Annotated in this window: 15 protein-coding genes; 4 read left to right on the forward strand and 11 right to left on the reverse strand. The window is 39.1% G+C overall.

The window, feature by feature from the left end:
* Positions 1–183: 183 nt before the first annotated feature.
* Both H6H03_RS10225 and H6H03_RS10230 read left to right on the forward strand, forming a co-directional pair.
* Positions 184–2,265 (forward strand): cation:proton antiporter domain-containing protein, encoded by a 2,082-nt coding sequence (locus tag H6H03_RS10225; RefSeq protein ID WP_190955031.1) that lies wholly within the window; start codon positions 184–186, stop codon positions 2,263–2,265.
* A gap of 189 nt (positions 2,266–2,454) precedes the next feature.
* A complete protein-coding gene (locus H6H03_RS10230) occupies positions 2,455–3,867 on the forward strand; it encodes a collagen-like protein (protein ID WP_190955032.1) in 1,413 nt (470 codons plus the stop codon).
* A gap of 49 nt (positions 3,868–3,916) precedes the next feature.
* Here H6H03_RS10230 and H6H03_RS10235 read toward each other — a convergent pair whose 3' ends face one another.
* From H6H03_RS10235 to H6H03_RS10260, 7 genes are all read right to left on the reverse strand, one after another.
* Positions 3,917–5,053, reverse strand: a complete 1,137-nt coding sequence (locus tag H6H03_RS10235) for a serine/threonine-protein kinase (protein ID WP_190955033.1) — start codon at positions 5,051–5,053, stop codon at positions 3,917–3,919.
* 100 nt (positions 5,054–5,153) lie between these two features.
* Positions 5,154–5,375 (reverse strand): hypothetical protein, encoded by a 222-nt coding sequence (locus H6H03_RS40230; protein ID WP_242057800.1) that lies wholly within the window; start codon positions 5,373–5,375, stop codon positions 5,154–5,156.
* Positions 5,362–5,565 carry a hypothetical protein gene (locus tag H6H03_RS40235; protein ID WP_242057801.1) on the reverse strand — a complete coding sequence of 68 codons (204 nt, stop codon included), beginning with the start codon at positions 5,563–5,565 and terminating at the stop codon, positions 5,362–5,364. Before H6H03_RS40235 ends, H6H03_RS40230 begins: the two co-directional genes overlap by 14 nt.
* Positions 5,546–5,713 (reverse strand): hypothetical protein, encoded by a 168-nt coding sequence (locus H6H03_RS10245; RefSeq protein ID WP_199338897.1) that lies wholly within the window; start codon positions 5,711–5,713, stop codon positions 5,546–5,548. The genes H6H03_RS40235 and H6H03_RS10245 overlap by 20 nt, the downstream gene beginning before the upstream one ends.
* A gap of 203 nt (positions 5,714–5,916) precedes the next feature.
* Positions 5,917–6,450 (reverse strand): DUF6334 family protein, encoded by a 534-nt coding sequence (locus H6H03_RS10250; RefSeq protein WP_190955034.1) that lies wholly within the window; start codon positions 6,448–6,450, stop codon positions 5,917–5,919.
* Positions 6,437–6,709 (reverse strand): hypothetical protein, encoded by a 273-nt coding sequence (locus tag H6H03_RS10255; protein WP_190955035.1) that lies wholly within the window; start codon positions 6,707–6,709, stop codon positions 6,437–6,439. Before H6H03_RS10255 ends, H6H03_RS10250 begins: the two co-directional genes overlap by 14 nt.
* Positions 6,710–6,981: 272 nt before the next feature.
* Positions 6,982–8,034: an aromatic ring-hydroxylating dioxygenase subunit alpha gene (locus H6H03_RS10260; RefSeq protein ID WP_190955036.1), complete on the reverse strand. Its 1,053-nt coding sequence runs from the start codon at positions 8,032–8,034 to the stop codon at positions 6,982–6,984.
* A 234-nt stretch (positions 8,035–8,268) separates the two neighbouring features.
* Between H6H03_RS10260 and H6H03_RS10265 the strand changes: the two genes are divergently transcribed.
* The gene (locus tag H6H03_RS10265; RefSeq protein WP_190955037.1) at positions 8,269–8,748 is read left to right on the forward strand and encodes a YbjN domain-containing protein; all 480 of its coding nucleotides are present in this window, start codon (positions 8,269–8,271) and stop codon (positions 8,746–8,748) included.
* 135 nt (positions 8,749–8,883) lie between these two features.
* Here H6H03_RS10265 and H6H03_RS10270 read toward each other — a convergent pair whose 3' ends face one another.
* On the reverse strand, positions 8,884–9,330 hold the full coding sequence (locus tag H6H03_RS10270; protein WP_190955038.1) for a response regulator: 447 nt from the start codon (positions 9,328–9,330) through the stop codon (positions 8,884–8,886).
* A gap of 55 nt (positions 9,331–9,385) precedes the next feature.
* Positions 9,386–10,495 carry a response regulator gene (locus H6H03_RS10275; protein WP_190955039.1) on the reverse strand — a complete coding sequence of 370 codons (1,110 nt, stop codon included), beginning with the start codon at positions 10,493–10,495 and terminating at the stop codon, positions 9,386–9,388.
* Between the two features lie 1,368 nt (positions 10,496–11,863).
* Here H6H03_RS10275 and H6H03_RS10280 point away from each other — a divergent pair.
* Positions 11,864–17,293, forward strand: a complete 5,430-nt coding sequence (locus H6H03_RS10280; protein WP_190955040.1) for a trifunctional serine/threonine-protein kinase/ATP-binding protein/sensor histidine kinase — start codon at positions 11,864–11,866, stop codon at positions 17,291–17,293.
* Positions 17,294–17,410: 117 nt separating this feature from the next.
* On the opposite strand, the gene H6H03_RS10285 is transcribed toward H6H03_RS10280, so the two are convergent.
* Positions 17,411–17,905 (reverse strand): hypothetical protein, encoded by a 495-nt coding sequence (locus H6H03_RS10285; protein WP_190955041.1) that lies wholly within the window; start codon positions 17,903–17,905, stop codon positions 17,411–17,413.
* A 260-nt stretch (positions 17,906–18,165) separates the two neighbouring features.
* The gene (locus tag H6H03_RS10290; RefSeq protein ID WP_190955042.1) at positions 18,166–20,751 is read right to left on the reverse strand and encodes a GAF domain-containing protein; all 2,586 of its coding nucleotides are present in this window, start codon (positions 20,749–20,751) and stop codon (positions 18,166–18,168) included.
* Positions 20,752–20,832: the final 81 nt, after the last annotated feature.

Below are 20,832 nucleotides of genomic sequence, written 5' to 3' on the forward strand. Positions count from 1 at the left end.
CATATATATTTCTATCTGTGGATCTCAATAAACCCTTCTGAAGATAGAATTGCGATCGCCAGGCAACAATTATGCTGTTAAAGATTTAATTGCTAGCGATCGATAAAGCTTAAGCCTGGGAAAATTTTCAATTAATTCTCCTTTCTAAATAGCACACTTACAATTTAGGTTTATTTATTACAAATGCCAGAAAGTTCGCTACTAAACAGCCCTATCATTGCATTTACTATTCTCCTGATAGTAATCTTTACTATACCCCCTGTATTTGAGCGTTTGCGACTCCCTGGCTTAGTAGGATTGTTGCTTGCAGGCATAATACTAGGACAAAATGGGCTAAAGTTATTAAACCCGGAGTCTGAAACTATTAAGCTACTTTCAGATATCGGTAAACTTTATTTGATGTTCGTAGCAGGCCTAGAAATTGACTTAGAGCAGTTCAAGAAAACTAGAAATCGCTCAATCGGGTTTGGAACACTCACATTCTTAGTTCCACTAATTGCTGGAATTATTGTCGGACGTTTATTCAATTTTAGTTGGAATTCTTCGGTATTAATTGGTTCTTTATTAGCTTCCCATACTCTCTTAGCATATCCAATTGTGAGCCGTCTGGGTGTGGTAACAAATGAAGCTGTAACTGTGACGATTGGCGCTACAATTTTTACTGACACAGGCGCTTTGCTAGTATTAGCAATTTGTGTGGGAATTCATGGGGGAGAATTTTCCGCCTTGAGTTTGGCAATGTTGTTAGGTGGGTTAGCAATTTACTCTGTCGTTGTTCTGTTTGGCTTTGATTGGGCAGGAAAAGAATTTTTTCGCCGTTCGGGAGACGAACAAAGTAACCAGTTTTTGTTTATATTACTAGCATTATTTTTGGCATCTGTGGGAGCGCAGATCATTGGAGTTGAAAAAATTGTCGGTGCGTTTTTAGCAGGTTTAGCTGTCAACGATGTTCTGGGACGTAGCCCAGTCAAAGAAAAAATTGAATTTATTGGCAGTGTTTTGTTTATCCCTTGTTTCTTTGTAGACATGGGATTATTGATTAATATTCCGGCATTTATTAAAACTCTCAGTTCAGTTTGGCTGACTGTGGCAATTGTAGCAGCTTTGATTGGCAGCAAATTTATCGCAGCGTTCTTAGCTAAACTGTTGTATCGCTATAATACGGCAGAATTGCTAACAATGTGGTCATTATCACTGCCACAGGTAGCAGCTACACTAGCAGCAACTTTGGTAGCTTATCAAAGCCTAAACCCTGCGGGCGAACGGCTAATCAATGAAGGCGTGTTAAACAGCGTGATTGTCCTGATGCTGGTGACTGCAATATTAGGCCCGGTAATCACAGCCAGATTTGCTTCCTCATTACAACTGCAAGAGACAGATTTTGAAACAGATAGTCTGGCTACTTGGTGGGGAGGTAGTGAAGAGGAATTAACAGAAAAAAAACAAGATTCATTCACTGTTGTAGTGCCAATATACAACCCTCAAACCCAGCGATATCTGATAGAAATGGCAGCACTGCTAGCTAGTCATGAATCTGGAAGAATTGTGCCATTAGCTATTACTAAAGCGCATATTCAAATGGACGATCCGCAATTAGTAACAGGACTTGAACAAAGTCGGCAAAGATTGAATTTAGCTAGAGAAATCAGTGAAGAATTTGATGTAGAAGTTTCACCTGCAAATCGGATTGATGATGATATAGCTTTAGCAATTAGCCGCACTAGCCGAGAACAAAACGCTAATTTGGTGGTGATGGGTTGGTCGCGGACAACAGGTTTACGCGCCCGCTTATTTGGTAATGTAATTGATAGCGTCTTCTGGTCTTCTCATTGTCCGGTTGCAGTTACACGCCTTTTGAGCAGTCCCAAGACAATTCAAAAAATTCTTGTACCAGTTGGAGATTTAACTCGCCAAACCATAGGTGCTTTACGTTTTGCCCAGATTTTGGCTGATGTAAATCAGGCAGAAGTTGTATTATTACACGTTTGCGATCGCAACACACGCCCAAATCTAGTGGAAAAATTTGTCTCTCAATTATCTGATATCGCCTCTAAAAGCCAGCTACAGGTGAATACGAATATTCTAACTATCAAGGGTGATGATGTCGCTAAAACAGTAATTCGCCAAGCTCAAGCATTTGATTTAGTGGTGTTACGTTCCGTCCGTTATCGCACAGCCGGTGGACTAGCCGTTAGCCAAGTCACAACCCAGATGATTCAGGAATTGAAGTGTTCAATTGTCTTGGTTGGAGAACCTAATTCGTAATAAATTTGGGCATGGAGCATTGATTATTCCCCCATTCCCTGGCGATCGCTTTTCTTTTATTGTAAGAATAATGGCGATCGCTTGACTTTTAAGAGGATGTTTGAAAAATATACTTGAAAGTTCTCTGTCTGTGGAAAGATGACAAAAATAAGATACACTTAATTCCAGCGAGGTTTTAGGTGTAACCAGATGCACAAAGGTTTTAGAAATAAGCTGCCACTTCTTTTGACATTTTGCTTATTTATTAACTTTTTGCCTGCCTCTGATTCACTTTTATGTCCAGCTTTTGCCTCTGACAAATACTATAAACTAGCCAGAAATTATGGCACAGATGGACGCACGGGAAGCAGTGGGCGTTCGGGTAGAGATGGTTCTAGCGGTCAAAACCAGAGTATTTTTGTCAATGGTTCGCCTGTAAATCTTGACTTGTCTGGGACAGATGGGGAAGATGGGGAAGATGGAGAACCGGGTTATCGGCCTCACTGTAGAAACCAACCCGATAATGTCAGCCACGACATAGATGCACCAGATGGCGGTAGCGGTGGTGATGGTGGTAGAGGAGGAAATGGGGGTAATGGTGGTTCGATAACAGTTTATTACACGAATTTGGCAGACTTGCGAAACATTTTTGTCCGCGCCACTGGCGGCGAAGGCGGACGCGGCGGTAGAGGTGCGAGTGGTACGGACGGTTGTAAATGTCGCCGACGGAAATGGGAAGTGCAAACTTGTGAAGGAACTCCTGGTACTCCTAATTACAAGTGTACTAACAAGGTTTATCGATGCAGTGACGGTAGTGATGGAAGAGATGGTAGCGATGGTAGCGATGGTAGGGATGGAAGCTTAGGAACTTTGAGTATTGTCAACAGCAAAGAACCTTTGGCTGATGATAACCCGACTGTGAAATTAGCAATTTCAGAACTGACAAATAAACCATTTAAACTCTCGAAAAACAAATGGAATATTCGCCCAGGTGCCGTTTCTCTACTTGCGCCTGGTTCGGCGATCGCTGATAATTATCGAGAGTTTGAGGTGCGTTTAGAAGAAGCTTTTCAAATAGTTTGGCAAGAAAGACAACCCATCACTAGTTTTGCCAATGAAGTAGTAACAGCAAATTTAACTGATAGCAAACAAGTAGAAGTTACTTTTTCTGAAGATTTATGGGTTGATGGTAGCAGCAAAAGTGAAGCTAACCTGACAACTTTTACTGTTAACTATGCCATTCCTAAAAAAGATGTCACGCGGTTAGCTGTTGCAGAATTCACCGATGCAGGACAAAACCTAAATTTAAAAATAGTTGATTTAGCAGCAAAATCTGATGCTATTAATACTCAGTTTCGCATCAAATTTCGCGCCAAAGATACTTCCTACGGTTTTTCTGACTACAAAACTGAATACGAAGGGGATATTCCCGATGAATTTGTGACTCGTGATTACAACCGTTTTACTCTGGCTTTGGGTAAGCTCAAAATTCCTAACGACGCTTTACGTCCTGGTGTGAATGTTGAAATTGAAGTGATAGCAACTCGTTCATTGGGAGGACGTTCTGCTAAACAAACTATTCGCTGGCAAGGTGTAGTTCGCAAGCCGAGAAGAGGGTTTTAGTAGTTTTTCTTCTCAAGCAGAGGCGCAGAGGCGCGGAGAGTTTTTTTGATTAGGGGTTATTATTGCCAAGATATTTAGCTTTTAGTTCTTCTAATTCTTTGTCTAGTTGACTTTTGTTAGAAGGTTGAGGTGTTGAATTTGGTGGTTGGATTTTATTTGGTTGGGGCTTACCGCCAGCGAGAAATTGTGTTTTCATTTCCTCTAATTCTAAATCGATTTGACTAGGAGATTGGGTGACCAAAGGAGGTGTAGAATTAGCCTGAGGTTGAGGAATAAGTTTTGCTGCGTTGGCTGGTGTAGCTGGTTTTGAGTGTTGATTTAAGTCTTTTAAAACATCATCTACTGTTTGGTAACGCCGCATTGGGATACTTTCTAACATCTTGTTTAAAATGCGACTTAATGGATTACTAACAGGAACTTTTAAATATTTCTGCCAAATCCAAGTATCATTATTTGTATCATAGGAATCGAAAGGCGATCGCCTGGTTAATAAGTTAATACAAGTAGCACCCAAACTATAAATATCGCTAGCAAAAATAGCTCTACCTCGCATCTGTTCGGGGGCGACATATTCAGGACTACCAATACTAGTACCAGTTCGATTTAAGGCAGTACCAGTAGCAGATTTAGAAGCCCCAAAATCTACTAAAACTAATTTGCCATCAGCGCTACGTAAAATAATATTTTCTGGCTTAATATCGCGGTGAATCACTTGCCTAGCGTGACAAAATTGCAATACAGGTAATAAATCATTGAGTAATTGCCAGATTTGTGCTTCACTAAAAGCACCTTTATGCGCTAGTTCCTGAGCTAAATTTTGTCCATCAATAAATTCTTGTACGAGATATTGGCGGTCTTCCTGAGTAAAATATGCTAATAGTTCTGGAATTTGCGGATGTTTGCCCAATTCATCTAACTGTACCGCTTCTTGGTTGAATAACTCCACCGCTTTTTGTACAGTATTAGTGCCTTGGGCTTGGGGATAAAATTGCTTAATTACACAGCGCGGTTTTGATGGTTTATCTTCATCCACAGCTAAAAAAGTTCTGCCAAAACCACCTTGACCAATTGGTTTAATAGCACGGTATCGCTCTTTGAGAAGTAGCTTAGAACCGCAAGTCAAGCAAAAATTGACATTACCAGAATTTTCAGGCTTCGGACAACGGGGATTAAGGCAATAACTCATGGAGAATGGCGCCCAGAATCGTTCTTACTTATCTTTATTTTCCACTGTCCTCAGGAAAAGGGCATTTATATTCGCTAATTATCCAGCTTCAAGTTGTAGCCTAATGCTTGAATCCGCTGATAATGGGATAATTGCCGCTGACTAAAGTTAAGTTTTGTTGGATTGCGTAGACGCAAAGCGGCTTGTCGCCAGACATCGCTGCAATAATAGCATCAGCAAGTCCTATTGGTTGTCCCGTGCGTTCCAAATCTGCATAAATGCGTCCCGCCAACTCAGCATCAGTCAGTTCAAGTGTTAATACCTGTGCCTCAATAAATTTCAACAAAAAACTGCTGAATTTTATCTTCCCGTTGACGCTTATGCCAGCCTTTGACAATCTCTAAGACTGTGATAGGGCAGATGGTATAGTAACCAAAGTTAGCGTGATAGGCAGAAGTCCTTCCTGCAATACGCTGATTAATTCCCTTGAGAATCTCAAAAAAAATATCGGTGTCAATAAGTACTTTGTCCAAAGCGTTGATTTAGTGGGTGTGCTGCCCGATCCTTCATTACTTCTTCTAGCATCTTATCAACTGAGTCAGGATCGTCAGCGAATAATCCTAATAAACGGTCTTTTGGCGGTTCAATCACTGGTAGTTGTTCAATTGCATAAGCAATCAATTGCTACAAGTCACAATGCTGAGACTTTGCTAAAGCGCGTGCTTTCTCAAGGATTTTTTCGTCAATTTGCAGTTCTATATTTTCCACGTCGCCTCCGGTGAAAGCATCTGTGCTAGGGCGATTCTAGCATTTTGGATGTGTGGTTAATGAAGGGGCGATCGCGTTCGCGGAGCGTCTCGTAGAGAAGCTTGCCGCAAGCATCGCTACTCAACTATTTTTGATTGATTCGGAGAATTTTCAGGAACCTGGTTTAAATTCATCAATGTATTTTTCATTTCCATTGCCAACTCTTCAGTGGCTTCTATAATTGCTTTTGTGTATTCGTTTTCTTTCTTGTATACTTGCTCATGCATAAATACTTTAATAACTGAACCCTCAGCAAGAAAAGTAATGGTGGGATGTAAAGTTTCAAAAGCAAAAATTACCTGATCTTGATAACCTTGAACATTTTCACACACCCAAACCGACATTAATTTTACACCCAGTGCTAGTGAAGGTAATAAATTATAAGACTTAGCAGAAACTTGATTATTCTCTTTGATAGCTTCTTCTATTATTACTTTTATTTCATCAGTATCAGCAATAGGTAAAAGAGTTACTACTGTAATTTTATGTTCTGTATCTTCCAAATAAAGATTAACTTCATCTAAACAAAGTTCATCCCCTTCATATTCTACATCCCTAATTGTTGATACACCTATTAGACGTTGCCCGATAGGAAATTCATTGATTGCCATATTTATCACGCTTTTTCCTTGCTTGCTTAAGAATTTTAATAGCAGTTTCGGCGTCTGTATCTCCCGCAGCAGCTAAATTAGCTAACTCACCAACTTTAAGATTTTGATAATCACTACGTAACTGATTAACCTGTGCTTGTCCTCCGCCACGTTCACGAATAGCATTAGCAATTATCTCATCCTTAATATTAACAAGATTACCAAGTTTTTTTAATCCACCGGGAGTGAGTTCCACACCCTCCTGCTCATCATTTGTCATTTATATATATCTTCTCCTCCAGGTTGTTCCACTCCTGAAATCCTGTTTCAGCTAGTTGCATCATTATCATAGTTTCCAGTCTTTCTTCAATTTGTGTCATCAATTTTATGAGTTCTTCAAGTCGTAGTTCAAAAATTAACGCTTTGATTTATTCAATTTTTGGAGTCTTAGCCATGATGAATACTTACCTCTAGTAATTTACACTATCATCTTAAGTCAGCAATACTCCTTAAACTCTCTCTGCGTACTCTGTGCCTCTGCGGTTCAAAACATCATCCCAACCTCTCAACTTGACTTTTCATCAACCTTTGCACGCTCACCAATGCTCGATTCAATTCATAATTCCGCCTTTGGGAATTGTGCAAATATGCTTGCTGTTCTTCTTCAATCATCTGCACATCTTGAACTACCAAACCATCAAGTAGTTTTTGCGCTGCACCAAACAAACTATCTTTGACAAATCTCCGAAACCACACAGGTAATTTGTGCAATCGCCAAAAGGCATTTAATGAGGTGAAATGAATCAAATAAGCTTTGGTCTGCGTCTCATTCACCGGACACAATAAACAATAAATTTTAAAATCTTTTCCTAATGTAGAAACCCAGTGCGGATAAACATAACTCACATCCAATGGTTCCGGATGCAATTTCCGCAAAGCAGGAAAAAATAATTGAGATATTGACCAAATTTTATCTATTTTATAATAACTTTGTGCTGTATAATGGGCATCTACACTGTTGATATCTTCGTCAATATCTTCCAAATTTGCTTCTGCCCAAGCTTGTAAATCTTGATGCAAATGTCCGTGATACATATCCATCAAGTTTTCAATTAAATAAGAATAATGAGCGTTACAATTAATAACTGAAACTGTAGCAATATAATTCAAATGTTCCCACTCTGGTAAACCCAGAGGTTCTACAGATGGTTCTAAATTTCCAGGAAATAGCCAGATAAAACCGTCCTGTTCTTTTACTGGGTAACGACGAATTGTACAATTTGGTAGTTTTTGATTTGCTGCTAAATAAGGAACTGCTGCACATTTACCTGCTGAATTGAAACGCCAACCATGATATGCACATTCCAATTCATTACCAACAACTTGCCCATGACTGAGTTTAACTTGGCGGTGGGGACAACGGTCTTCTAAGGCGTGGACTTGCCCTTGAGTATCGCGGTAAAGTGCGATCGCCTGCTTCCAAAGTATCACACCTACAGGCTTATTTGTAACTTCGCTACTACGTGCAACTACATACCAATGATTTGGGTTAATACCCAACTGACGGACATCATTATTTTGAGTAGTTTCAAAAACAGAGGTCATAAGTTTGCACATCCTTTTTGGCGTTAGACTGTAAATCTGCTACACCCTTTCTAAAATTCCGGTGTAGTCATAGGCATGAAATAAAGTAATATTTTTAACTCTATTTATTGAGAAGCACCTGATTTGGTATGACTGATGACCAGACTATCACTTAAGGAAGCTCAAACTAACCGTGCCAACAAGCTATAAATTATGTGTAGATGAAACAGCAAGTATATTGAGAAAAAAATCTGTATGACAAACTACCAAGAAACCCTAACAAGTGACGAAGCCATCAACGAGTTAATCGCCGAGACAACGGGTCTCAACCATCTAGAAGTGATTGAAAATGTCATCGACAGCTTAGAACAAGATGACAGTGCAATGGTTAGCCACACGTCAGAGGGCGGTTATCTGTGGAAATTTAAGTATGGGAGTGTGGAAGTATTTGTCCAACTCAGTGGAACAAGTGATGAAGACACCATAACGGTTTGGTCTGCGGTGTTAGATTTACCTGCCAAAGATGAACCTAAGTTAATGCGCCATCTTTTGGAGTTAAACTGCTCTAGTACTTTTGAAGCCCGTTTCGGTATTATTGAAAATCGCGTGGTTGTGATATCTACACGCACCTTAGCAGAGTTGTCTCCAGGCGAAGTCTCTCGGTTAATCACCATTGTGGCAACCATCGCTGATAACAACGACGAAGCTTTAGAATCTGAGTTTGGGGCAGCCTAAGAAATTTTAGATTTTGGATTTTGGATTTTAAATTTGGGATTTTCTATTGAATAATTCAAAATCCCAAATTTCATATCAAGTTTCTCCCCCCATCAGCCCCTTTGGGAAATTTAAAACTCAAAATTTGAAAATTCTTTAATGAATTTTGAATTGGAGCGTACCCCTACGGGGAAGCAAGCTACGCTTAGCGTCTGGTAGAGAAGCGACCGCCTCTACTGATTCAATTACACTCACTAGCTGTTCAGGCGTATACGGCTTAGTTATATAGGCATCAGCACCTTGTTTCTTTGCCCACAAGTGCTGAATTGCCTGATTTTTACTACTACAAATCACAATAGGTCTTTTCTGATTAGTCGGATTTGTTTTCAGGACGCGACATAATTCAAATCCACTCATTCCCGGCATTTCAACATCAGTAACAATGGCATCGGGTTTTTCTTCTAAAACTATTTCTAGAGCTTCTTTAGCGCTAGTTGCCTTAATAACGTTATAACCTTTATCTCTCAGATAACAACTAATTAATTCCAATTCTTGCCGAGAATCTTCCACAACTAGAATAGTAGCCACCCAGTTAATACTCAAGCTTCAGTCTCCTGAAAAATATGTTAATCAAATTTAGTTATATCTATTAAAAAAATTAAATAATATGCTTAAATATCACTTTTAATAAATCTCCTTGGCTAAAAGGCTTGGTTAAATAGCCTGAGGCTCCAACTATTTTGGCTTTAGCTCTATCTATTAATCCTGATTTGGCTGACACCATAATCACAGGTGTATTTTTAAAATATGAGTGTTTCCGCAGCAAAGAACAAAGTTCATATCCATCTAAATTAGGCATGGAAATATCCAAGAAAATTATGTCGGGTTTTGTGCGGATAATCTGCATTAAAGCTTTGAAAGAATCACTGACTCCGACAACAGAAAAGGTTTGTTCATCTAAATAACTTTTAATAGTATTTAAGACCGTAGGACTATCATCAATACAGAAGATTTTGTAGACTTTTTTCTCAGCCGGAGGTTGTACAACTTGCTGATTCGTATTATCAGTATTATTGAAAATGTTTGTTCCTGATTTATTGCCGTTGTGCGGTCTGGTAAACTTTTGTGTACTGTTGGTTTGAGGCTGTGGTTGATTTTTTCGCAAAAATTGTGAGGGTTGTACAGGGGAAACTGTTGAGGTCTGGCTATTAGCTCCTACCCTTACGGAAAAATGCTCTCCCTTGCTTTTGGGCGATTGACATCGTTCAACTAGTAAACGAAGATTCAGATGACAAAACTTTGGCATGTCATCCAAAAAGCTTTCAGGAATAAATTCATAACTTCCCTGTTCTAACCTCAAAAATGAATCCAAAACTTCTAGTGCTAATTGCTCTATCAAAATCGCGGCTTGAGAGGGACTGATATATTTTTGATTGACTAACCAGCAAATAGCCAGATAATCTGGATTTGGTATTGCTTGATTTTCAATGCCAGTTTCAAATATCGCTCGCAGTTGTTCGTGAATTCCGCGAGGAAGAGTAGAAATTTGCTGACTTAAGCGTTGTAAATTTCTGTAAAGCGGCTCAAACATTTTCTCTGAGTAGCAGGCATAAATCAATTTACCTTCGTCTACATATATTGACCAAGAACCTGAGGCGCTAAATACTTGCAAACAACCAGTAACGGACTTACCCGTGATTTTTTTCAATAGAGATAAGGGTTGGAGTTTTTGGAAAAATCTGTATCTACTAATCGGAAGTGTCTTCATCGGGATGGCTCTGGAATAAAATTAATATTTGCAGGCGAAATCGGTGAATTTCCTTTTGGGAATTCACAGCGATATTAATTAGAAGCACTGTTGAGATAAATATAGCGGTGACATTTTAGTTAGTACAGAGATTCCACACCCCCCAACTCGTAATTCACCAATCTCTGCTAAGCTATATGCACGAATACAAATCAATCTATGTTAGTGCTATTGCCCAATAGCAAATTGACCCGACTGTTGTCAGGAAATAGTATGTCAAAAATCAGATTGACTTTCTGTATCTTTCGCTAATCTAGCCAATCTAACAGTAACTCAAGTGGGACGCATAGACCATTGGCTCTCGCCCATCAGTCGCAAAAATATCACTGTTATCCGTATTTTTGAGTTTAAAATTACAAGTAATAATTGAGGAAAGAAAAACCTGAGCAACTTGCTGGAGGTAACTTTTATCAGAAGTTTATTCTTGAGGTGAACTTCATTTTTAAAAAGTATAGTTTAAAACTCAGCATTCAATCAGTTCAATATATTACTTAGATTTGTGATTGTAGAACTTTTCTGTATGGGCGACAATAAAGGTCAGGTGCGACCAAAGATGAGTTAGCTGATAATTGACGCCATAATGGTGTGTAGTGAGCAGAGGCGACTGGCTCAGCACAAGGGAATCTCTTCATAACTACTGCAAACGGGTTCTAGTGTTGTGTGGGGATAAATAGTCACTCTGGAAGATTTTGAGTGACACATTCAAGAACTGACAGCGAAATTGTGGAGTTGTGGTACATAGCTGAAAAATAGCGATTTTTAGCTAGATGGTAGATCGCAAGTAATGTACTCACTAAAATTTAGGTTACTATAATTTTTCAAGAAAAATAACAGAAATATATAAACTTCATGAGAAATAAGTAAAGGAAATATGAAAACTAATTAATAGGATTTTCCAGAGAATTGTTATAAATATTTATTTTTTTGAATATCCGGACATACTGAAAATCTATAGTAAAAGTTAGTTTATATGTAAAAATACAAAATTAGTGATTTTGTATTATTTAATTCAATTTATCAAATACCTAATGACTAAAAAATCACATGTTTAAAATATCACAAATATACAGTGGATTTCAAGAAGCTTGAAGTAAAGTAACTCAATATAAAATCTAGGTATTAAGCGCCATATCTGGAACAGTAATTATTAAAAAATTATATTTTGATACACGCCTGTGAGGAAGAATCAAAGGCTTTGTTAGCTTGTTTTGTGATGTCAATATATGTAGCTAAAATGTCTGCTTAGCAAGACTTATCAGAAACTTTTTGCTTTAGCGATCGCAATTACTGATTTGGGCACAATAAATTCAGAATTCACCAAAAAGCAGTATGAGCGACACTCTTATTATTGTCAATATTCCCGGATATCGCATAACTGAAGAACTCTACAATGGTTCTAGAACCGTAGTTTATCGAGGGGATCGAGAAAGTGACTTTTTACCAGTAGTAATTAAACTACTGAAAAATCCTTATCCCACCTTCAATGAACTCTTGTCCTTTCGCAATCAGTACACCATAACTAAAAATCTCAATTCACCTCTGATTGTCCAAACGTACAGTCTGGAATCCTATCAGAATGGTTATGCGCTGGTGATGGAAGATTTTGGGGGGATTTCTCTGGTGGAATGGGGAGTGCGGGAAAGCGGGCAATCTTTACAGGAGTTTTTGCAAATAGCGATCGCACTATGCAATACCTTAGATATTCTCTATCGAGAACGCATCATTCACAAAGACATCAAACCTAGCAACATTTTAATTAATCCTGAAACAAAACAAGTTAAATTAATTGACTTTAGTATTGCATCTTTACTACCAAGAGAAACTCAAACACTCATTAATCCTAATGTCTTGGAAGGAACACTAGCTTATATATCCCCAGAACAAACAGGCAGAATGAATCGCTTGATTGACTATCGCACAGATTTTTATTCTTTGGGTGTAACTTTCTATGAATTACTGACAGGAAAATTGCCATTTTCAACAACCGAACCAATTGAATTAGTGCATTGTCATATTGCAAAAAACGCACCTTTTGTAGATGAAATTAACTCACAAATTCCATCTGTATTATCAAAAATTATCAGCAAATTGATGGCGAAAAATGCTGAAGACCGCTATCAAAGCGCATTAGGACTAAAATTTGATTTAGAGATTTGTTTACATCAGCTACAAAAAACTGGTAATATTAAAAGTTTTGAAATTGCACAGAGGGATGTGTGCGATCGCTTCCTCATCCCCGACAAATTATATGGACGAGAAACCGAAGTACAAACTTTACTCCAAGCATTTGAGCGAGTCAGCTTAGGTAAAACAGAAATGATACTGGTAGCGGGTTTCTCTGGAATTGGCAAAACAGCCGTTGTCAACGAAGTGCATAAACCAATTGTGCGGCAACGCGGTTATTTTATCAAAGGTAAATTTGACCAATTTGGACGGAATATTCCCTTCTCTGCTTTTGTACAAGCATTCCGAGATTTAATGGGACAATTACTAACCGAAAGTGATGTCGAATTAGAACAATGGAAAAATAAAATTTTAGAGGCTGTTGGTGAAAATGGACAGGTAATTGTTGAAGTCATCCCCGAACTATCAAGAATTATTGGTGAACAACCGCCAGCATTAGAATTATCAGGAACGGCGGCACAAAATAGATTTAATTTATTATTTCAAAGATTTACTCAAGTCTTTACCAGTGCTGAACATCCTTTAGTGATGTTTTTAGATGATTTGCAATGGGCAGATTCAGCATCATTAAAGTTAATCCAGTTATTAATGGTTGATACAGGTCATCTTCTCATCATTGGTGCCTACCGTGATAATGAAGTCAGCCCAGGACATCCATTGATGATGACTTTGAGTGAAATTGAAAAAACATCAGCAAAGATTCATACGATTACTTTAGCAGCTTTGAATCAATTCCAAATTAATAAGTTAGTTGCTGACACTCTCAAATGCACAGAAAATATCGCACTTCCTATTTCACAACCGATCTATCAAAAAACTCAAGGTAATCCGTTTTTTGCCACCCAGTTTCTCAAAGCACTACATCAAGATGGATTAATTAAATTTAACTTTGAATCAAACTGTTGGGAATGTGATATTACACAAGTAACTCAGCAAGCAGTTACAGATGATGTCGTAGCTTTTATGGCATTGCAATTGCGTAGATTGCCAGCATCAACTCAAGATATATTGCAATTAGCTGCTTGTATTGGCAATCAGTTTGATGTTGGAACTTTGGCTATTGTTTCAGAACAATCAGAAGTAGAAACAGCAGCCTGTTTATGGAAAGCTTTACAAGAAGGATTGATTTTACCAATTAGTGATGTTTATAAGTTTTATCAGGGAGACAATAATCAACAATTAGCATTGTCAAATATTAATAAACAATTAGCTAAATATAAATTTTTACACGATCGCGTCCAACAAGCTGCCTATTCCCTGATTCCCGATGACCAAAAACAGACGACTCACTATCAAATCGGACGACTGCTACTGCAACAAATTCCAACAGCAGCCAGAGAAGACAGGATTTTTGAATTGGTCAATCAGTTAAATCACGGTACTGCTTTAATTACCGAACAAACTGAGCGAGAAAAATTAGCTCAACTTAATCTAATTGCGTGTCGCAAAGCCAAAAGTTCAACCGCCTATCAAGCTGCGGGTGAATATGCCGCAGTAGGATTGTCTTTGTTAGGTGAAAAAGCTTGGCAACAACAATATGAAATGAGTCTCGCTTTACATGAATTAGCTGCGGAAATTGCTTCTTTGTGCGGCAACTTTGAGGTGATGGAACAGTTGATTGATACTGTTATCCAACAGTCACACTCTTTGCTAGAAAAGGTAAATGTCTACTGTATTAGAATTCAATCTTATGTCTTTCAAAATAAACCTGTAGAAGGTATTGATATCGGAGAGAAACTCCTGCAACAGTTTGGCGTAGCTTTTCCGGAAACACCGACACCAGTAGATATTCAACAGTCAATTCAAGAGATTAATCAACTAATTGGAGATAGAGAAATTGCAGATTTATTTGATTTACCTGTGATGGCAGATCGGGAAGTCCTCGCAATTATTCAGATTGCCAATAGTATTATCCCACCAGCGTACAACTGCGGTTCTATCTTGTGCCCATTACTAATTTTGTTGTCAGTCAAACTATCCATTCAGTATGGAAATACAATAGTTTCTGCATTTAGTTACGCTAACTATGGCATCATTCTCTGCAATCTTTTACAAGATGTGGATGCAGCTACAAAGTTTGGTCAATTGTCGCTACAAATCATCTCCAAATTTGACGCTAAAGCTATTAAACCGGAAGTACTTTTAGTGCTGGGAGGTTTTATTCTCCACCGCAAATCTCACATCAAAGAAATCCTACCACTGTTGCAAGAATGTTACGTCACAGGTCTAGAAGTTGGTAGCACAAAGTTTGCTGGATATCATGCCCGTACCTTTTGTAACGCTTCTTTTTGGTGTAATCAGCCTCTTGCTATTTTGGAACAGAATGCTCGTGGTTACTACAATGGATTGATGCAACTAAACCAAGTAGCACTAGCCAATCATTGTCGGCTTTCTTGGCAGTCTGCATTAAATTTACAAGGTTTTGGCGAGCATCCCTGTATTTTGTCTGGGGAAGCCGTACAAGAGGCGGAAATTCTGCCTGAGCTAATTTCTGATAATGATTTGAGTGAGTTGTGTGTGTTTTATTCATATAAACTAATGCTCTGTTTCTTGTTTGGAGAAATTGAGCAAGCTCAAAACCATGCTGTTGAGTGCAGTCGCTACTTAATAGCTGCTAAGGGGCTAGTATACGAACCTACGTTTTATTTCTATGATTCTTTGACTGCTCTAGCAGCTTTGAATTTGCCATTGGAAGCAGCATCAGAAGTATTTCAAAAAGTAGAGCAAAACCAAACTCAGCTACAACAACATTGGGCGTACTATGCTCCCATGAATTATCAACATAAGGTTGATTTGGTAGCAGCAGAAAAATGTCGAGTATTAGGACAAAAAGCCGAAGCCATTGAGTTTTACGACAAGGCAATTTCTCTAGCTAAAGCCAACGAATATATCCAAGAAGAAGCTTTAGCTAACGAACTGGCCGCTAAATTTTACCTGCAATGGGGCAAAGAACGCATAGCTGGGGAATATATGACCGAAGCTTACTATGGCTATGCTCGTTGGGGAGCAAAAGCCAAAGTCGCCGACTTAGAAAGACGCTATCCCCAACTGCTTGCCCCCATTTTACAGCAAAACCGTTCTTCCCTCTCCAGTAACGAAACCATCTTCGCCTTGGGGAGTGTCACATCTACCATTTCTGCAACATCCAGCAGCAGTGTCTCCCATTCCCTTGATTTAGCTGCCATTCTCAAAGCCTCTCAAAGTATTTCTAGCGAAATCGAACTCAAAAAACTACTTTCATCGTTGTTGCATATCGTCATCGAAAATGCGGGGGCTGATAAATGCGTGTTAATGCTATTTCGATGTGATGCTCCAAAGGAGGCTAAACATAATCGCCTGTTGATTAAAGGCTTGATTACTGTGGGTACAGAGCCAGTTGTATTGCAGGGTATTCCCATTGAAGACAGTCAGGAAATTCCCCACAAGCTGATTTACAAAGTCAAGCATGAAAGGCAGACTGCTGTGCTCGTTGATGCTAGTGCAGATCCAATTTTAGCCAACGATCCCTATATCATCCGTCAGCAGCCCAAGAGTATTTTGTGTAGCCCGATTTTGCATCAAGGTAAGTTGCTCGGAGTATTCTACCTAGAAAATAGTTTAGTGGCAGGGGCGTTCACAAGCGATCGCGTCGAACTTCTCAACTTACTTTGCGCTCAAGCCGCTATCTCACTTGAAAATTCCCGACTTTATGAACGTTCTCAGGACTATGCCCAACAGCTAGAACAGGCATTACATAACCTGCAACAAGCACAATTACAAATAATCCAAAGTGAGAAAATGTCTGCTTTGGGTAACTTAGTTACTGGTGTCGCTCACGAAATGAATAATCCTTTAGGTTTTATTGCTGCCAGTATTAAACAAGCTAAACCGACGTTTACTGATATTATTGAACACTTAAAACTCTATCAAGAAACTTTACCCGTTCAGAGTGAAGAAATCCTCGATCATGCCGAAGAAATTGACTTGGAATATAGCTTAGAAGACTTGCCCAAAATCCTTGATTCCATGTCTATGGCCTGCGACAGATTAAAAAACATCAGCACTAGTTTACGTACTTTCTCTCGTGCCGATCGCGATTACAAAGTGCCGTTTAAAATTCACGAAGGTATTGATAGCACGATTTTAATTTTGAAACATCGTCTCAAGGCTAACGAACAACGCCCCGCGATTGAAGTTATCACTAACTACGGTAATTTACCTGAAGTTAAATGCTTCCCTGGGCAATTAAATCAGGTATTTATGAATATTTTGGCAAATGCTATTGATGCCTTGGATGAATCGAACACTGGACGGAATTTTGAAGAAATTCAAGCCAATCCTAACTGCATTAAAATTACAACTTCAGTGGAAAATAACCTAGCTAAAATTGCCATTGCTGATAATGGTAAGGGGATGAGCGAAGAGGTTAAACAAAGGATTTTTGACCATTTATTTACTACAAAAGCTGTGGGAAAAGGAACGGGTTTAGGGCTGGCGATCGCTCGACAAATTGTTGAAGAAACCCACGGCGGAAAATTGTATTGCAACTCTGTTTTGGGCGAAGGAACAGAATTTATTATTGAAATTCCAGTGTAATTCTTTGCTTGAGTTTTTACTCAGAAATTTGCCATATAGCAAAAAGACGCAAAGGGTGTTTTTGCGTCTTTAATGTAAAATTTAAAAGTGGACATTCTCGGTGTTATATTTCACCATTTACGCAACTTTATCGCGCCAGTACCAGCTTAAAAGGAGGCTACCTGCCATCACCTTAATTACTTCCAGTAGCCAATAACTACCGTGTAATAAATTCATTGTTGATGGAATAGCAGCAGCAGCTTCAAATAGGTTAAGTTGAATTCCGATCGCACACATTTGCGGAGTCAAGAAATATGTGTCAAGCATAGCTACACTCAGCAGTAGCACAGATATAAAAATACTGCTAATACCCCTTTGAAATTGCGTTTTACTTAAAACCAGCGCTCCAGTTAGTACTACAGCAGCAGATAATAATTCCATGCGATTAAAGTTCCAAAAAATCGCATAGCCCGCTGTAGTAAAACCACCTTGGTTCATCATCCCAGAGAGATAAAGGCTAGGCATAATTACCCAGTCCAAAACTAGACTTGCGCTGAGCCAAAAGCCCAAAGTCAATACGATCGCGGTTTGCCAAATTGGCGTTTTGAATGCAACCTTAGAAATAGCAGTCATATAATAATTGCCTGTGTTGTATTCTTAGTTTCTAACTTCAACAGTTACTTTGACAACAAATATCAATTAACCTTTACATTGATTGCCAATCATAGAGGGCGATCGCTCTTAATTATTCGCTCAATCCCAAGTTATTTTAAAGATATTTAAGAAATATTAAAAAATTTTAAAAACTAATTTAAATAGCTCTTAGCTGTTAGAAACACTCAATTTTAGTGTAGGAATCCGACAAGTAAGGGCGTACAGTTGTACGCCCCTAGTTATTTTTCCTGAAATGTCCAAACTCCTTCATCCCAATCTGACTCTGTTGGGGGTGCTTGTAACCAATGCTGACAACGCAACAGATGTAACATAGCAGCTTTGTCTTGGTTGTCTGCTGCTAAAACTAGGGCAAATTCAGCTCTAGCACGATTAAAATCGCGTTTGAGGTAATATTGCCGTCCTTTATGATAATGCTCAATCACTTGTAGTTTTTCGCTACTAATGGGATCGGAACGCAAACCCACCAATTCATATATTGATACTGGTTCATTTCTGCCTTTGACGCGAATGTAGTCTAGTTCTCTCGCCCAAATATTTTCTTGGCATGGTTTAAAAGTATTATGGCTAATAATAATATCGCAACCATACTGTTTACTAACACTTTCTAGTCGAGAGCCGAGATTCACGCCATCGCCAATGGCTGTAAATTCCATTCGCTTACTAGAGCCGATATTTCCACTAATTACTGTATCAGAATTAATACCAATGCCAATGTTGATTCTGGGCTTATTAACTGCATGGCGACGCTGATTAAAATCATGCAAGCGTTGGCGCATTTCTAAAGATGTTTGGACTGCCATCCAAGCGTGTTCTTCTAAAGGTAAAGGAGAACCAAAAACAGCCATGATAGCATCGCCGATATATTTATCAAGGGTGCCTTTATGTTTAAAAACTGCCTCCACCATTGATTCAAAATATTCATTGAGCATACTTACCACTTCTTCTGCTTCTAGGTTTTCCGTCAAAGTGGTGTAGCCGCGAATATCCGAAAATAAAATTGAAACTTCTTTGCGATCGCCTCCTAGTTTAGCATCATCCAACTTCAGCAATTCTTCTGCCAATTCTTGGGTCATGTAGCGGTACATTGTACTTTTGAGCCGCTTTTCATCACTGATATCTTCCATCACCACCAGCGCCCCGCGGACTTGCTCGTGGTCGGTGGCATCAGCAATTGTATTAATTGATAAATTAATACTATGCTGTTCTGTACCGCTACTTAAAAGAGTGCGATCGGGGTAATATTGTTGGCGACGTTTGGAGTCAGTTCCATGTAAAGCATCCTGACACCACTTACTAAAGTCGCTTTCTTTAATGGCGATGACATCATTAACTGATTTACCTTCTAAACGGTCGTCTGCTTCCAGCCCCAGCAAACGTTTAGCACTTTCATTGGCGGCAATAATTAACCCAGATTTATCAGTAGAAACTACTCCATTGGAAAGACTCCGAAGAATGTCTCGTTGCATTTGTTCTTGTTGTTTGACTGTGGCAAACAACTGGGCATTATGTAGGGCTACCCCCGCTTGAATATTAAAAGCTTCCATAAACTCTTCATCATTGCGGTCAAAACTAGCTTGGAAGCATTCGGGAGCCTTCGGCCAAGAAGCAGGATCGTAAGCGGGAAAATCCCCAGATTTCTTTTTATTCACTAATTGGGTAACACCGATTAATTCTTGGTCGGCGTTAAATACTGGCATACAAAGTAAACTACAAGTCCGATAGCCATTTTGCTGGTCGAGTTGTTTGGCTGTTTCCGAGTCGGGATCGTCGTATAAATCAAAGGCAATATTTAGCTTTTTACCGGATGCGGCTACTATCCCAGCAAAGCCTTTACCGATGGGGACACGTAACTCCTTCGTGGAACCATCATCTTGGGTGATTTTCGTCCATAATTCATGACGATCGCGGTCTATTAACCACAGTGTACTGCGATCGGCATTCATTAATTCCTTGGCTTCATCCATTACCCGCTTGAGGGTGTCTTCTAAATCGAGACTGCTTTGAGAAAGGGACTTGATTGCTTTCATCAACGCCGCCACGGCTCTTTGTTTTTGGGTAGCTACATAAAAAGAGCGCGATGATTCTAAAATCAGTCGAATTGAAGGAGCAAATTCTTGAAATAACTGTTCGTCAGCACAGATAAAACCGTTGGTATCAATGCGCTCTGCAAGTGGAGCATTGGGATTACTCCCTGATTTTAATTTATTCAGTAATTGTACTACTGCGACTAATTGCCCTTGTTCGTTTAATAACGGCAAAGCCAGCATTGTGTAAGTGCGATAGCCAGTTCTTTTTTCCTGTGCTTGGGCAAAATGCGATCGCGGATCGTCATAAAAATCAAAAGGAATATTAATAACTTGCTTAAAAGTAGCGACCTCACCACCGATACCTTTATTGGCGGGGATGCGAATTTCTAAAGAGCGATCGCCCTCTGCCTCAGCCACAATTGACCAGAGTTCTTGTTTTTCTTCATCCAATAAAAATATCGTTGTCCGGTCTGCCCCTAGTAATTCCCCGGTTTTTAAGGTAATCGAATGCAACATTTCTTGCAAGATTTTTTCAAACCCCTGAGAATCCAGCATCGATAGGGTTTGATGCACAATCTGTAATTTTTGCTCGACATCCTTAACAACCTGTTTAAAAGTATCTTGAGTCAAGGGAGCAAGAAACGTAGAAAAAGTTCCTTGTCTTGTGGCAAGAGCACCCACAGGAGCAGAATTTGTTTGTAATTCGCCGTTTTCTTCGTTTTGAACCCCAATAATTACATCGGTGGTCTCCCCACAAGTTCCTTGATACACTGACATAATTAGTTTTAGATATAACAGGATGAGATGTTAGATTTCACAATGCGATTAAATTTATGTAAGAGGTGCTAAAAGCAACAT

This window comes from Nostoc paludosum FACHB-159, assembly GCF_014698835.1.
Classification (GTDB): domain Bacteria; phylum Cyanobacteriota; class Cyanobacteriia; order Cyanobacteriales; family Nostocaceae; genus Nostoc; species Nostoc paludosum.